Raw genomic sequence first — 13,161 nt, 5'->3', positions numbered from 1 at the left:
AGTAGTGACCGGGCAATATGCTCGGTCACCTGAGGCAGAAACCCGGATAGTCGATAACGGCTCTCCGGGTTTTTTTATGGCTACAATCTGGGCACGGCTTATTCCTGCTGGATTGGTACCAGTTGCCCATCGGTCAGCCGGGCCAGGTCTGCCGGTGAGAGCTCAATCTCCAGTCCGCGACGGCCGGCACTGACGTAGATTGTCTCAAAGGACTCTGCGGAAGCATCAATAAAGGTCTTCAGTCGGCTCTTCTGGCCCAGTGGGCTAACGCCTCCCATAACATAGCCCGTGCGGCGCTGGACTTCCCGGGGATCAGCCATGGTGGCTTTTTTACCACCGGCCGCTTTGGCCATCAGCTTCATGCTCAGCATTCCAGTGACCGGTACTATGCCGACAGCCAGGGCTTTTCCATCCACAGAGACCACCAGGGTTTTAAACACCCGTGCAGGATCAACCGCCATTTTTTCGGCAGCCTCATTGCCGTAACCTGCATTCGCAGGGTCATGTTCGTATTCGTGAATCTTGTGAAAAATACCGGCTTTGATGGCCGCATTAATGCCGGGTGTCATAAACAGCTCCAGATATCGTTGGTTTGTCCTATGCCATACTGCCTATGATAACTCCGGTTCCGGCGGACAATACATTCTGGTACACAGTGACGCATCCGGTGTAGGCTTTGTTTCAGGGTCAGGCGGTTGGTTTCCGGCCACAGAAGCGGATCGCGGCCAGCCTGAAGGCAGATAAAACCGTCACCAAGACCAAGGCGTCCCCGATGAATCCGATAGCCCGTCGTGCTCTTCATAGTTGCAAGGTTCCAAGGGACCTTTCTGGCGTTACGCATCGTGATGTTGCGGGCGAAAAGCCCGAAGCGGTCGGCGTTGATGCCAGAACGGTCGACACCATCTGGAAAAGTGTGGAAAGCCTGTATCGCACTGGAGTGCACCCGGGCATTCAGATATCGGTGCGGCATCGGGGGGAGCAGATTCTGCATCGAGCGATTGGCCATGCGAGCGGTAATGGCCCCGATGATCGCGCGGACACGCCCAGAGTCGCCATGACGACTGACACGCCCATCTGCTATTTTTCCGCGTCCAAGGCGGTTACCGCGTTGCTGATGCACATGCTGGCGGAACAGGGTCTTGTTAATCTGATGGACCCCGTTTCCTATTACTGTCCTGAGTTTGCATCAAACGGCAAGCGTACCATCACGGTCCACCAGATTCTGTCGCACCGGGGTGGAATTCCAGCTATTCCCAATGAAACTCCTGTTGATATTTTGTGGAATCAGGACGAGATCTGGGGCCTGCTCTGCGAGGCCAGAGCGGTTGAGGTAAACGGTGCGAAGATTGCCTATCACGCGATAACCGGAGGCTATGTACTGCAGAGAGTACTGGAAAAGGTTACTGGTATATCCATCGAGAATTACCTGGACCAGCATCTGCGTCAGCCTATGGGCATGAAGTGGTTTACCTACGGTATTCAGCCTGAAAAGCTTCATGAGCTGGCGACCAACTACGCTACAGGACCAACACCGCGCTTTCCTGTGTCCTGGATAGTAAACCGTGCGCTTGGCAGCGATATCTCTACAGTGGAGCGGGTAACCAATGACCCCCGCTTCCAGGAAGCCGTGATTCCTGCGGGCAATCTGTGCGGAACGGCTGAAGAAATGGGGCGCTTCTTCCAGATGATGCTTAACGGTGGTTTATGGAATGGCAAGCGCATCTGCAGTGAGATTACGGTTCGCCGGGCGATTCAGCAATTCGGCTCTCTGCAGATTGACCGCACCATGATGATTCCCATGCGCTTCAGTGCCGGCATGATGCTGGGGGGCAATCCGATAGGTTTGTGGGGGCCAAAAAGTCGTTATGCATTCGGACACGTAGGGCTGATCAATAAATTCTGCTGGGCAGATGCCGCTCGGGATATCTCCGTAAGTCTGCTCAATACCGGGTTTCCCATTGTCGGGCATCATATGCCTGCATTGGGCAGGTTTGTGTATACCGTTGCCCGTCAGTTTCCTCTTCGCCCGGAGAGCGAACGCCCTGTAGTGGCCGCGTGAAAACCGGCTCAGAGGGTTCTGAGCTGGTCTTCAAGAATTCCGAGCACGGATGACAGAATATCCCTGAAATCTGTCAGCGTCTGCGTGCGCTGAATAACGTCCTCGCGGTTCTCGTCCAGGCGTTCAAGTTTGGGCACTACACGTCGAATGCCCTCGGTGATCACCTCATAGGGGTAGTGGTGGTCCTGAATACTGAGCTTGTTCATCTCAGACACTTCCTGGCTGAAAATGCTGATGATGTCGTACAGCATGTCTTTGTGCCGGATGCTGGAGGCTTCCCAGTATGCATCGTCCAGTAACTCAAGCAGGGAGAGGTATTCCCGGAGGGTATCTGCAACGGACGTCTGGCTCATAAACAATCCTGGTAGTTTGAAAAAACAGTAAAGGAAACTATAGCAGTGGATTCGTCAGGATTCCCGGAGAGTCGGGTGCGGATGAGTGATCATGGCGCAAAAATGAAACTCTGGTCATTTTCTTGCGCTTTGCCAGGCAAGTGTGCAGACTGCAACCTTATAAAGGAACTGCTGCCACTCAATGGATGAGAGACACAATGAACAAACCCGCATACTCACACCCTGAATACCATCCTTCCACGGACAGGAATGTCCAGCTTGATCATCACGATAGTGTGCGAAGTCACGTGCATCAGCAAGTCAGTACGGAAGTAGAGCGGCTGGAGCGCCGTATTGAGATTCTGCGTCTGACTCAGGCTCCCCATGTACCCGTTATGATTTCAGCCTATGAGCGGATGATCGATCGTAAAAAGAGTTTTTTGCAGAACTGCGACCTTGATGCCCAGCGATGCTGATGAAACATACGGCCTGAACCGGCGCTATCAGCCGATTCAGGCGTCCTTGTTCCGTTATGCCACCTGACGTGCAATCCAGGAGTTATGGCGGGTAGCCAGAGCGCGAACATAGCGGGCTTCAGCAGTACCGAGTGTGGCCAGTACGCCGTTGAAGATCCAGCCCCGCTCATATACGCCAAGTACTCTTTGCTCGTCATCAAGGTTAACGCGCTGGTTCAGTTTTTTGCAGATGGCATCCAGCAACGGTAGCTTTTCTGGCCGGCGTATCGGCCCGGGCCGGTTGTTCAGTGGCTGGTTTGCAGCGCGTGTTGTCGCTTGCTTTTTCATGGCTATCCCCTTGTCGTTTATCGACGGCAAAAACAAAACCCCGGAGCCAAGAGCAACCGGGGTTTTTGGAGATGCTGACCCGGTTGCAAAAAGGCTCCCGGGAACTGACCGAAAGCCGTTAGATATCTTTTTCCAGCGCACGCATGAACTGCCCTTCAGGGCAAGGCGCTGCGGCATACGTAATGTGCTGTGAAATCATTCTGGTCATAATCGGCTTTGTTGGTTCATTCAAGTTGGTAGTGTATCCGTTAGCCCAGTGTTTGCAATAGCCCGGGAGCTTCGGCAAACGCGTACAGACGTATGTGCGGCGCACACTCATAATTCTCTTGTCACGTGTTTTTACGTTGTGCATATCCAGGCATCTGCGAGCCAGATGTTTTATGGATCTCTCCTTTATACGCAGCCTGTATGGCTGCGTTTTTTTTCGGTAGTGGAAAGTTCGTAGCCACTAACTCGTACAGAATGCCGGCTCTAGTTGGGTGATAATTTGTACTGTTCCATTACCCACACTGAAAAATACCCAGAGGTTGAAACCTAAGAAAATGTCCGACGAATCCGGATCCGCCCGTAACAAGTTCCAGTTTCATTTTGTCGTTGAAGTCCTGTTGATAGCCGTGTTGGCCATGTATATGGTCTTGGCAAAGGAATATGTTGTTGGTGATGACCTGGCCTTCACTGTTATTGGTGCTGGCTTGATGGCGCTGATCACATACTGGACGTTATCTACGCTTCGGGACGGAATTGAGGTTCTTGCTCTCAGAGTACGTGATCTGAAGCACTAACGTATTCCCAGGTTTTGTGCAGGATCAAGGCGTCGTTTGCCGCGCGGTGAACAGGCAGGCCCAGATCTGAAATGACTTGCCGGCGTGCTGATTGCCATTGCGCTACCTGTCTGGCATCCAGCAAAGCTGAGATCGACTCCAACTGAAATCCAGGCTTCACACCAGCAGCCCGGAACAGCCGGTACAGCCAGAAACTGTCAAACGTCCAGGCATCGCAGTACACATACCCGGACAATAACTGATTCAGGTGGTGGGCGACTTCGGTGACTGCACAGCCCTCCGAAAACAACGTTGCCCTGGCTATTCCGTGAATCTGTTCTGCACTTTCTGACCAGTCTCTCCAAAGCACGTGAGGTTCAATGAGCCAGCTATGCAGTGTCCTGTCAGGCATGCATACGCCTACCTCAATCGGGTAACTTGCAATCAGGTCGAGGCTTGAGGCTTCGAAATCAATAAATGCCGGACTTGCTTCGGTAGTCATTAGCGGTCTGATTTTCAGGATATTTTAGCCTAGTTTACCTGCCCGCCTTCATGGACGCGAACTCAACCGGCCTTTGCACTGTTACAATACGCACATTATGTTGCCCGGATCTTACAGAACCCATTATCCCTTTGCCTGCCGGGTATTTAATCCGTTTTCCAGGAGCCAGCATGACTGACACTGTTGTTGTAATTTATTCCGGAGGTATGGACTCTTTTACCCTGCTGCACCGGGCTCGTGCCCGGGGTTTGCGCGTGCATGCGTTGTCCTTCAATTACGGTCAGCGGCATGTCCGTGAACTGGATGTCGCCCGTTCCGTTTGCTCAGGCCTCAATATTCCCCACAAGGTTATTGATATTCGGGCCATGGGTGATGTTATGGCCGGATCTTCTCTGACCTTCGGCGAAGATATTCCTGAGGGCCACTACGAAGAAGAAAGTATGAAGTCCACGGTAGTGCCCAATCGGAATATGATCCTGCTTTCCCTGGCCACAGGTTATGCTGTAACCGTAAGCGCCGGAGCGGTGTGGTATGGGGCCCATGGTGGCGATCACGCTATCTATCCTGACTGCCGGCCGGAGTTCGTAGAAAAAATGGATGCCGTGTGCAGGATAGCGAATTATGAACCTGTGGGTATCGAAGCACCGTTTATGCATATGAGCAAAGGTGAAATTCTGGCTGAAGGTCTGAAGCTCGGGCTGGACTACGCTAATAGCTGGACCTGCTACAACGGGCGGGAGAAAGCCTGCGGGCTTTGCGGTTCTTGCGTTGAGCGGCTTGAAGCCTTTGCTGAAAATGGTCTTGCGGATCCTCTGGACTATGAGGCCGGGCGCTGATGTATCGGGTCAAGGAGGCCTTTTACACCTTGCAGGGCGAAGGCGCCCAGGCGGGCAGGGCGGCGGTATTCTGTCGTTTCAGCAAATGCAATCTTTGGACGGGCCGGGAGAAAGACCGGGCGGCCGCGGTGTGCAATTTCTGTGACACGGATTTCGTTGGTACTGACGGCCAGAATGGCGGGATTTTTGAAACAGCAGAAGCCCTGGCTGCCCATATTCACAGCCTTTGGCCTGATGCCCCCGGTGTGCCTTATGTGGTTTGTACCGGTGGAGAGCCTTTGTTGCAGTTGGACGAAACCCTGATTGCTGCCTTCCACCGGCTGGGTTTTGAGGTAGGCGTTGAAACCAATGGTACCCTGCCCGCTCCGGATGGTATTGACTGGCTGTGCGTTAGCCCCAAGGCAGATGCCCCCTTGGTGCTTGAAACCTGCGATGAGCTGAAGCTGGTGTATCCTCAGCCCAAAGCAATGCCGGAAAGATTCTCGCACATAAACGCCCGACACTTTTTCCTGTCGCCCATGGCCTCCCCGTCAATCCCGGATGACAGAGCAGATCCGGTAAAGCAGAGTAATACCCGTAAGGCGACGGACTATTGTTTAGCGCACCCCCGCTGGCGTCTGACCCTGCAGATGCACAAGATTATCGGGATTGACTGATCCGGTTTGGCCGGGATAGTTCAAGGGGCGTACAGAAACCTGAGGCTCTGTTCAGAGCCGGATGTCGGTAATCACCGGATTGTGGTCTGAGGAGCGCCAGAGTGATTCTGTGGTGCCCGGCAGGTTGTTTTTATAGTACAGAGGCGCAGGCTCATCGGCGTTAATGCTCCAGGTTGTAGCGTTGATAATCCGTGGCTTCAGTTGCCGCGAGGCCAGAGCGTAGTCCAGAGAACCTTTCTCCCCTTTGTACCTGTATGTGTAATGGGTGCATTGTTGTGCTGTGCAGGGATAAAAGTGATGCACCATACTGGTGAACCCGGCTTGCTGAAGAACCTGAAGAGGCGCCTCCCGGAAATAGCTGTTGAGATCGCCGGTGATCAGTGTTCCTGCAAGATCCGGAACCTGTGGTAGCTGCTTGACCCATTTCGCCAGAGCGTGAGCGGCTTCTGTCCTGCGCTCTGCATAGCATCCCTGACCATCAGATCTGTCCCTGTTGGCAGCTGTCGCACCCTGGCAGGACTTCGATTTCAGATGTGGCACCACAACCTGAATGGCAAGGCGCTGCCCTTCCGGACGGAAGGTTTGTGCAACTGGTGGGCGGCCACTTGTGCTGAACGGACCGGTGTTCAGACGTACCGGCTGCGCTTCAGCTACGATGCGATCCTGGCGGTATAGCAGGCCTGTGCGTATCTGGTCGTGGCCATCGGCCCCCGGGGTAGCAACAAAGGTCCACTCTGGCCCGAGAGCCCCTGCGAGTTGAGCTATGGCGCTGGTCTCGCTGTAGCCGTCGTTTTCCAGCTCAGTGACCGCCAGAATATCCGGGTCTGGCCTTTGCAGGGCTTCTGCCAGCCTCCGGTGCTGTATCTTTTGAGCCGCATATGTAGCGGCGCCACGTGACGTTGGAAAGTCACCACCTTTCCCGTCGCCGTTAAAGTAATTTTGCAGATTCATTGTCATGATCCGGAGGTGGGGTTCAGCCGGCCGCTGAGGCGCTGACGGCCTCCTGTTTACAGATTCGAAAACCGGAGCTTCTTCCGGCTGTATCCTCCAGGCACCAAAACGGTAATCAAGAACCCCTGCAAGGCCGAGGACTTTGTCGCCACTACGAACCGTATTCTCATCACTCAGGCCGCCGGCAGGCCAGGGTACAGGATTGGGGTATCGAACGCTGCGGCCATCGTCCAGCAACACTCTCTGATGCCTGCTTCTGTCTGCTATTTGTATTACCTCTGGCCCTGGCTCCATATATTCCGTCGGTACTACCTGATCGCTTGCTGCAAGTGCGAGCTCGCCGAAACGTGTGAGATTCCAGGAATCAATAACGGTTAGCGGCTTGGGCACCTGAATCCGCATGTTTTCGAGCGACTCCAGAGCTCGTGGCCAAAGCAGAGTCAGCGGTTGTGCCTGAGGGAGGGGTGCCGAATCGCAAGAGGTTATACTTTGGATATTGGTCAGCTCTGTCAGACCGTGGAATTCTTTTACTGTGCCGGTAACGCGCAACCGCTTGCCGGGCGCCCCTGTCTTTTTGCGGGTAAAAACAAATAATGCTTCGGATGTCTCGGGATTGTTGTCGGTTTCGCCGTCAGCCTGTTGCAGATAGAAACCACCAAACCCGCCGTCGCTGCGAGCATCGAAGGTGAGTATACCTTCTACCGTAACGCGCTCTCCGACGAGCGGAGAGGTGTCTTCCCGGCCCTGAATCTCGGCAATTGGTGTCGCTGGTTTGCCACAATGGTCCGCTGCCGAACCCTGAGAGGCCGGCAGCGACAGAGCAAGAGACAGGGCGACAAAGTACTGTCTGTTCAGGAGCACACTGATTGGCTTAGCGTAGGCCTGCAACGGCCCTAAGGGCGCGTTCGCGTTTGCTGCCAAAACCGAGCTGATCCGGGTTGGTCAGTTCAAGTTGCTGTATCAGTGGGTCAGGATGATAGCTGTCCAGTGTGATTCCAAGCCGTGACAGCACATAGGGTACCAGAGCAGCTCGGGTATTGACCTCCAGCCGACCATTTTCCATGCCGTAGTCCAGTGCGATGATTTTCTGCTGGGCCTCCGTCAGGCGGTGATCGGGGGAAATCGACATTGTGACAGTGCGGTTCCAGTCGTCATCCTGCTGGCTGTTATGTTTGGCTTTCTGTCGCAAGGCTACAGGAGCTGCATGGAAGCGGCTCAGAGCAAAATCCCGGAACTCGCGATTGGAATCACACCAGGCCCGCAGATGCCAGTTGTTGCCTGTACATATCAACGTGTGCGGTTCGAGAATACCCTCCACGGCTTCGGGGCGGCTCAGGGATGCATAGCTTCCCTTGAGCTGGCGGCCATAGCGAGTGGCAGCTACCACAGCTCGCATGGTTTCGGGTGCTATAACCCGGTTAGGGCCGTATACAACGGTGCTGTCTGGCAGGCCGATATCGAGATCTTCAAAGGTACTGCTCAGACTCTGCTGGCGCGCTAGCAGATCCTGATATTCACTGACGTGTCCCCGGGTGACAACGGGGCGGTAACGGTCTGCAGGTACGTAGCCCTTGAGATGACGATCATAAACAAGATTGCCAGGGGCCAGTTCGCGCAGGTAAGTATTGATATCCTTAGATGCCTGCTGCCGACCGATACCAAAGCTGTGACAAATGTGGTTGGTGGTCAGGCGACCTTCCCACAGGGCAATGGTTTCAATAAGGCGGTAGCGAAGCAGCAAATCCCATCGGATGGGCCAGTCCGTTTTTTTCATAACCAGGCGCTCACGGTTTTATTGAATAGCTGTCTTTAATATTACCTCCTAAGTCGCAGCGGGTCTGTTACGGCACATTAATGTGAAACATTGTGAAACCGCGCCCTGACCATGTTTAGCGCTCCTGAGAACAGAGCAGAGCTTCGGCAAATGCTTAGTAGTCACGCTTCTGAGGTACTGTTGTAATACGTCGACAGCAAAATCCGGATCTTGCTGCTACCCTGATTTTCAGCTCTATCAATCCGCACCGCGAAGCCCGGAGTTTTTGCAATGACCCGAATGGTCACCTCCCTGTCTGCTCTCCTTTTGAGTATTGTTCTGCTAGTCAGCGGGAATGCGTTTCTGATGACGCTTTTGGGTATTCGCCTGAGTATTGAATCGGTTTCGCCGGATGTCATTGGCTGGGTGCTGGTGTGCTATTCCGTTGGCTTTGTTCTGGGCACTCTCTACGTACACCATATTATCGGCCGGGTTGGTCATATACGCGCGTTCGCAGTATTTGCGGCAATCGCTGCCGTGACTGCGCTTATGTACCCCATGGTGATTTCCACGGAGTTCTGGGCCTTCCTGCGGGTGTTGTCGGGATTCAGTATTGCAGGTGTTCTGGTGGTGATTGAGAGCTGGTTCTCGAGCCGCGCCAGTAACAGTAACCGGGGTGCGCTGTTTGCGGTCTATCAGATTGTTTTCTATCTTTCGGCGGCTGGCGGTCAGCTGATTGTTAACGTGGGTGATCCTGCGAACTTCATGCCCTATTCTCTGGCGGCGATTTTACTGGCACTGGCGTTGATTCCCCTGTCCCTCACCCGCATGGAGGCGCCGGCTATCGAGCAGGTTCAGCGCATCTCTTTATTCACCTTGGCCCGGGAGTCGTTTACCGGCGTTTCCGGAGCTGTGATCTGCGGCATTCTGATAGGCGGGTTTTATGCACTGGGGCCTGTGTACGCAACCCTTATGGGTCTTGATGTAGCGAAAACCTCAACCTTTATGGCCAGTGCCATTGTTGCGGCGATGCTTCTTGCCTGGCCGCTTGGTCGGCTGTGTGATCGCTTTGACCGCCGTCGTGTTATGTTTTGGGTAGTGTTCACTGCAGCCCTGGCTGCGGTCGCTGTCAGCTTTTTGGGCTCCGGGGGGTATGGGCTGCTTACGCTTCTGGTGGGGCTATTTACCGGCCTCTCGGCCATGATTTACCCAATTTCTGTCGCTATCACCAACGACCGGATGGAAAGCACCCGTATTGTAGGCGCAAGCGCAACCTTGTTGCTCAGTTACGGGGTTGGTAGCGTTATCGGCCCAATAGTGATGGCTGAACTGATTAATGTGCTGGGGCCAAAGGGTCTCTTCCTGGGCAATGCCGGTTTTCTGCTGGTGCTTGCCGTTATTACGAGTCTGCGTATCACCTATACCGATGATGTTGCCGTTGCGGATCAGGAGCAGTATGTGCCTGCAATGCCTGAAACTTCTACTGTGCTGGCAGAGCTGGATCCGCGAAATATGGAGTTTCAGGAATCTCCTGAAGTTGAGGAAATAAATGAGGAGCCCTTACGCCACGCTGGCTGACTCAAGAATGCAGTCCCGGCTCTCGGTTTTTCCCGATGCCGTTTGATACGGATATGTGTTTTTATCTCAATGGTTAGCTTACTATTTGTGCCCTTCCTGTAATGTAAGCATTTTGGTCGGTCAGTGTGACTCGCGAAGCGCGATTCCGGCCTCGGAACGGAGTATTAACTATGAAAGATCAGTTCCCATTTGCGGTCGCCCGGGTAACCCGTCGCTGGCGTAAGTTGCTAGACGAGCGGCTGAAAGATCTGGGGGTTACTCAGGCCCGCTGGACCACAATGGTCTATCTCAAAGAGGGTGGCGAAGGTCTGACCCAGCGCGAACTTGCGAGCCTGATGGCCATTGAAAACCCGACGCTTGTGCGCTTGCTCGACAGTCTGGAACAGCAGAAGCTGATAGAGCGCCGTGCCTGTCCTAATGATCGCCGTGCCCGCCGCTTGCATCTTACGGATCCAGGCAGGGAATTCATGGAAGTTCTCACCGCCCGGGCTAATGCGCTGCGGGATGAAATGCTTGACGGTATCAGCCCGGAAGAAATCGAGAATGCGTTAAAAGTGTTCCACAAAATTCTCGATAACGCTGAAAAACAGAAATAACCACGCTCTGTCGCGGCCCGAATCTGCGCAACAAATACCGGGCCCGGCTGGTTGTTATGCCGGCTGTGATTGTTTAATATCAGTAACTTCTCTTCAGGGGAGTAGTCTTCGCACCTTGATTATTCGAGGGCGAACGGTGGTCAACATACTTGGGGCAAAATCCCCATGGTCATCGTGTTTCATCCGCTTATCGGTGAAATTGGCAAGACCTGAGGCAGACTACCTCCAGAGGCGGAAGGTAGGCTGTCTCGTGTCTGACTTCCGCCCCGGACAACTTCATGGATGCATTTCTCACTTCTACTGTCGCAGTTGCCATTGCTGAAATTGGCGACAAGACCCAGTTGCTCTCACTCTTTCTGGTTGCCCGTTATTCCAGGCGTTTCGCCATTATCATGGGAATTCTGATCGCGACGATTCTGAATCATGCGCTTTCTGCCTGGCTGGGGGCCTGGATTTCAGTATGGATTCCGGCCCCATGGCTACCCTGGATCCTTGCAGTGAGTTTTGTAGCGATAGCACTCTGGCTTCTGGTTCCAGACAAGGATGACAGCGACGACTCCCGGTTTCTGGGTATGGGAGCCTTCATGGCGACAACCGTTATGTTTTTTCTCGCAGAGATTGGCGATAAAACCCAGATTGCTACCGTTGTACTGGCCGCGCGCTTCAGTGAAACAGTATGGGTTATTATTGGTACAACTGTGGGGATGTTGCTGGCCAATATACCAGTTATCATGGCGGGTCACTGGATTATGGATCGTATGCCGCTGGCGGCCGCGCGGATTTGTGCGAGCATTCTGTTTGCGGTTATGGCCGTTGTGACACTTTTATCGGTGTTCTGGAACTCTTGAGGGTGGCTGCTGTCACTGCACGCGGAGAAGCCGGTTTTTCTGGAATGAAATTTATGAAATTTAGAAAATATTCGATACTGATTCTGCTTGCAGGCACTCTGGCTTTCCCATCCTTGTGGGCAGCGGAGCAGAGCCGTACACCTGAAAATCCGGTATCTGAACAGGCGTCCGATCGCAGTCCCCGGGTTCCGACATTCAGGGTGAATGGTGATCTGGCCGGCCAGCTGGGTGTGTTCACTACCCGCTACGAAGATACGTTTGCTGAGGTTGGGAGCCAGCTTGCGATAGGTTACCTTGAGCTGGTGAAGGCCAATCCGGGTGTTGACCCCTGGCTACCCGGTGAAGGTACTACTATTACACTGCCGCGCCAGTACATAATTCCGGAAGCCCGCCGGGAAGGTATCGTGATTAATCTGGCAGAGTACCGGCTTTACTATTTCACCGGGGATGGTGTGCAGGTATACCCGGTTGGCGTAGGTAGCGCCGAGAACCCGTCTCCCCTGACAGATGCCAAGGTAACCATGCCCCTGGAGTCTCCTGCATGGTATCCACCTGCCAGTATTCGTGCAGAATATGAAGCTTCTGGTGACTTCCTGCCCCGGATGATACCGCCTGGACCGGATAACCCTTTGGGTACCCATGCTCTTTTGTTGAGTGAAAAGGGTTATCTGATTCACGGCACCAACAAACGGTTTGGTGTGGGCATGCCGGTGAGTCATGGCTGCTTCCGTATGTATAACGAGGATATATCCCGCTTTGTTTACCAGGTGAGCAAGGGTACTCCGGTGCAGATTGTTAATGATCCGGTGAAAATGGGATTGTCCGGTGGTGAGGTCTGGCTGGAAGTTCATCGCCCTCATGAAGACTACAGCCAGGAGGACCGTGATCGCCTTTGGCGTGAAGTAACCCTCGAGGTTGAGGCGTTTCGCCAGAAACATCCGGGTGTTGAGGTTCAGCGCAGGGCAATAGAGCTGGCCGTAGATCAGGCGGATGGGATTCCTGCCATGGTTGGTGAGCAGGTTGCACGCGTGGCATCCGACAAAACGGCGCCAAATGAAAAGCAGATGAATGCGGAAGAAGAACCTGAACAGAAGCTGTATTTCTGATTTCGCGCAAAGACAGGCGAAAAAGAAGCAACAAAAAAAGGCCGGGAGTACCGGCCTTTTTCGCAGTGCTTAAGCTTGAATCTTACTTCATGCTTGCACGATCGAGCATACGCTTGGCGCGCTCGTTTGCTTCGTCAGCAGACTTCTGAGCTGCTTTTGCAGCGGCCAGAGCCTGGTCTGCAGTTTGTTGTGCAGAGCGTGCAGAGCTGGCAGCGCTGTTAGCGGTGTTCATTGCTTTGTCAGCAGTCTGCGCGGCAGAGCTGGCAGTTGCATTGGCTTCGTCAAGAGCGCCTTGGTCGGTAGTTGCACAACCTGCGGTCAGAGCAGTAGCCAGTGCGATTCCGGCGATAGTCAGTTTACGCATTGTAAATCCCCTTATT

At 53.8% G+C, this 13,161-nt stretch carries 16 protein-coding genes; 9 read left to right on the top strand and 7 right to left on the bottom strand.

Features of this window, described 5'->3' with window-relative positions; genetic code table 11:
* Positions 1-98 precede the first annotated feature (98 nt).
* Positions 99-569: a Cys-tRNA(Pro) deacylase gene (gene ybaK / locus DS878_RS01450; RefSeq protein ID WP_113814155.1), complete on the bottom strand. Its 471-nt coding sequence runs from the start codon at positions 567-569 to the stop codon at positions 99-101.
* Positions 570-772: 203 nt separating this feature from the next.
* On the opposite strand from ybaK, the gene DS878_RS01445 reads away from it, so the two are divergent.
* On the top strand, positions 773-2,059 hold the full coding sequence (locus DS878_RS01445) for a serine hydrolase domain-containing protein (RefSeq protein ID WP_113814302.1): 1,287 nt from the start codon (positions 773-775) through the stop codon (positions 2,057-2,059).
* A gap of 8 nt (positions 2,060-2,067) precedes the next feature.
* Here the strand turns inward: DS878_RS01445 and DS878_RS01440 are convergent, their stop codons facing one another.
* Positions 2,068-2,412: a hypothetical protein gene (locus tag DS878_RS01440; RefSeq protein WP_113814154.1), complete on the bottom strand. Its 345-nt coding sequence runs from the start codon at positions 2,410-2,412 to the stop codon at positions 2,068-2,070.
* Between the two features lie 197 nt (positions 2,413-2,609).
* On the opposite strand from DS878_RS01440, the gene DS878_RS01435 reads away from it, so the two are divergent.
* Positions 2,610-2,867, top strand: a complete 258-nt coding sequence (locus tag DS878_RS01435) for a hypothetical protein (RefSeq protein ID WP_113814153.1) — start codon at positions 2,610-2,612, stop codon at positions 2,865-2,867.
* A gap of 54 nt (positions 2,868-2,921) precedes the next feature.
* Here DS878_RS01435 and DS878_RS01430 read toward each other — a convergent pair whose 3' ends face one another.
* Entirely contained in the window at positions 2,922-3,194 is a 273-nt protein-coding gene (locus DS878_RS01430) for a hypothetical protein (protein WP_113814301.1), read from the bottom strand.
* Positions 3,195-3,736: 542 nt separating this feature from the next.
* Between DS878_RS01430 and DS878_RS01425 the strand changes: the two genes are divergently transcribed.
* Positions 3,737-3,976: a hypothetical protein gene (locus DS878_RS01425; RefSeq protein ID WP_113814152.1), complete on the top strand. Its 240-nt coding sequence runs from the start codon at positions 3,737-3,739 to the stop codon at positions 3,974-3,976.
* On the opposite strand, the gene DS878_RS01420 is transcribed toward DS878_RS01425, so the two are convergent.
* On the bottom strand, positions 3,951-4,457 hold the full coding sequence (locus DS878_RS01420) for a hypothetical protein (protein WP_113814151.1): 507 nt from the start codon (positions 4,455-4,457) through the stop codon (positions 3,951-3,953). The genes DS878_RS01425 and DS878_RS01420 overlap by 26 nt on opposite strands.
* Positions 4,458-4,627: 170 nt before the next feature.
* On the opposite strand from DS878_RS01420, the gene queC reads away from it, so the two are divergent.
* Positions 4,628-5,293 (top strand): 7-cyano-7-deazaguanine synthase QueC, encoded by a 666-nt coding sequence (gene queC, locus DS878_RS01415; protein ID WP_113814150.1) that lies wholly within the window; start codon positions 4,628-4,630, stop codon positions 5,291-5,293.
* Entirely contained in the window at positions 5,293-5,949 is a 657-nt protein-coding gene (gene queE / locus DS878_RS01410; protein ID WP_113814149.1) for a 7-carboxy-7-deazaguanine synthase, read from the top strand. The genes queC and queE overlap by 1 nt, the downstream gene beginning before the upstream one ends.
* Before the next feature lie 51 nt (positions 5,950-6,000).
* Here the strand turns inward: queE and DS878_RS01405 are convergent, their stop codons facing one another.
* Positions 6,001-7,821 carry an ExeM/NucH family extracellular endonuclease gene (locus tag DS878_RS01405; RefSeq protein ID WP_261977543.1) on the bottom strand — a complete coding sequence of 607 codons (1,821 nt, stop codon included), beginning with the start codon at positions 7,819-7,821 and terminating at the stop codon, positions 6,001-6,003.
* The gene (locus DS878_RS01400; RefSeq protein ID WP_113814148.1) at positions 7,772-8,674 is read right to left on the bottom strand and encodes a WYL domain-containing protein; all 903 of its coding nucleotides are present in this window, start codon (positions 8,672-8,674) and stop codon (positions 7,772-7,774) included. The genes DS878_RS01405 and DS878_RS01400 overlap by 50 nt, the downstream gene beginning before the upstream one ends.
* 270 nt (positions 8,675-8,944) lie before the next feature.
* On the opposite strand from DS878_RS01400, the gene DS878_RS01395 reads away from it, so the two are divergent.
* From DS878_RS01395 to DS878_RS01380, 4 genes are all read left to right on the top strand, one after another.
* Positions 8,945-10,231 carry an MFS transporter gene (locus DS878_RS01395; protein WP_113814147.1) on the top strand — a complete coding sequence of 429 codons (1,287 nt, stop codon included), beginning with the start codon at positions 8,945-8,947 and terminating at the stop codon, positions 10,229-10,231.
* 170 nt (positions 10,232-10,401) lie between these two features.
* Positions 10,402-10,827 (top strand): MarR family transcriptional regulator, encoded by a 426-nt coding sequence (locus DS878_RS01390; RefSeq protein WP_113814146.1) that lies wholly within the window; start codon positions 10,402-10,404, stop codon positions 10,825-10,827.
* A gap of 278 nt (positions 10,828-11,105) precedes the next feature.
* Positions 11,106-11,675 (top strand): TMEM165/GDT1 family protein, encoded by a 570-nt coding sequence (locus DS878_RS01385; protein WP_113814145.1) that lies wholly within the window; start codon positions 11,106-11,108, stop codon positions 11,673-11,675.
* A 44-nt stretch (positions 11,676-11,719) separates the two neighbouring features.
* Positions 11,720-12,781: a L,D-transpeptidase family protein gene (locus DS878_RS01380; RefSeq protein WP_410003441.1), complete on the top strand. Its 1,062-nt coding sequence runs from the start codon at positions 11,720-11,722 to the stop codon at positions 12,779-12,781.
* Positions 12,782-12,863: 82 nt separating this feature from the next.
* Here DS878_RS01380 and DS878_RS01375 read toward each other — a convergent pair whose 3' ends face one another.
* The gene (locus DS878_RS01375) at positions 12,864-13,145 is read right to left on the bottom strand and encodes an Lpp/OprI family alanine-zipper lipoprotein (RefSeq protein ID WP_113814144.1); all 282 of its coding nucleotides are present in this window, start codon (positions 13,143-13,145) and stop codon (positions 12,864-12,866) included.
* Positions 13,146-13,161: the final 16 nt, after the last annotated feature.

Source organism: Marinobacter sp. F3R11 (assembly GCF_003318275.1).
In the GTDB taxonomy this organism is placed as follows: Bacteria; Pseudomonadota; Gammaproteobacteria; order Pseudomonadales; family Oleiphilaceae; genus Marinobacter.
Note: the sequence above shows the minus strand (reverse complement) of the source record. Positions and strands in the feature narration are given on the sequence as shown.

What these genes read in the sequence shown, in the direction of transcription:
- DS878_RS01390 (WP_113814146.1), top strand. Translation starts at nt 10,402, where the DNA reads ATGAAAGATCAGTTCCCATTTGCGGTCGCCCGGGTAACCCGTCGCTGG.
- DS878_RS01420 (WP_113814151.1), bottom strand. Translation starts at nt 4,457, where the DNA reads ATGACTACCGAAGCAAGTCCGGCATTTATTGATTTCGAAGCCTCAAGC.
- DS878_RS01440 (WP_113814154.1), bottom strand. Translation starts at nt 2,412, where the DNA reads ATGAGCCAGACGTCCGTTGCAGATACCCTCCGGGAATACCTCTCCCTG.
- DS878_RS01375 (WP_113814144.1), bottom strand. Translation starts at nt 13,145, where the DNA reads ATGCGTAAACTGACTATCGCCGGAATCGCACTGGCTACTGCTCTGACC.
- DS878_RS01385 (WP_113814145.1), top strand. Translation starts at nt 11,106, where the DNA reads ATGGATGCATTTCTCACTTCTACTGTCGCAGTTGCCATTGCTGAAATT.
- DS878_RS01395 (WP_113814147.1), top strand. Translation starts at nt 8,945, where the DNA reads ATGACCCGAATGGTCACCTCCCTGTCTGCTCTCCTTTTGAGTATTGTT.
- DS878_RS01380 (WP_410003441.1), top strand. Translation starts at nt 11,720, where the DNA reads ATGAAATTTATGAAATTTAGAAAATATTCGATACTGATTCTGCTTGCA.
- queC (WP_113814150.1), top strand. Translation starts at nt 4,628, where the DNA reads ATGACTGACACTGTTGTTGTAATTTATTCCGGAGGTATGGACTCTTTT.
- DS878_RS01435 (WP_113814153.1), top strand. Translation starts at nt 2,610, where the DNA reads ATGAACAAACCCGCATACTCACACCCTGAATACCATCCTTCCACGGAC.
- queE (WP_113814149.1), top strand. Translation starts at nt 5,293, where the DNA reads ATGTATCGGGTCAAGGAGGCCTTTTACACCTTGCAGGGCGAAGGCGCC.
- DS878_RS01430 (WP_113814301.1), bottom strand. Translation starts at nt 3,194, where the DNA reads ATGAAAAAGCAAGCGACAACACGCGCTGCAAACCAGCCACTGAACAAC.
- DS878_RS01400 (WP_113814148.1), bottom strand. Translation starts at nt 8,674, where the DNA reads ATGAAAAAAACGGACTGGCCCATCCGATGGGATTTGCTGCTTCGCTAC.
- DS878_RS01445 (WP_113814302.1), top strand. Translation starts at nt 773, where the DNA reads ATGAATCCGATAGCCCGTCGTGCTCTTCATAGTTGCAAGGTTCCAAGG.
- ybaK (WP_113814155.1), bottom strand. Translation starts at nt 569, where the DNA reads ATGACACCCGGCATTAATGCGGCCATCAAAGCCGGTATTTTTCACAAG.
- DS878_RS01425 (WP_113814152.1), top strand. Translation starts at nt 3,737, where the DNA reads ATGTCCGACGAATCCGGATCCGCCCGTAACAAGTTCCAGTTTCATTTT.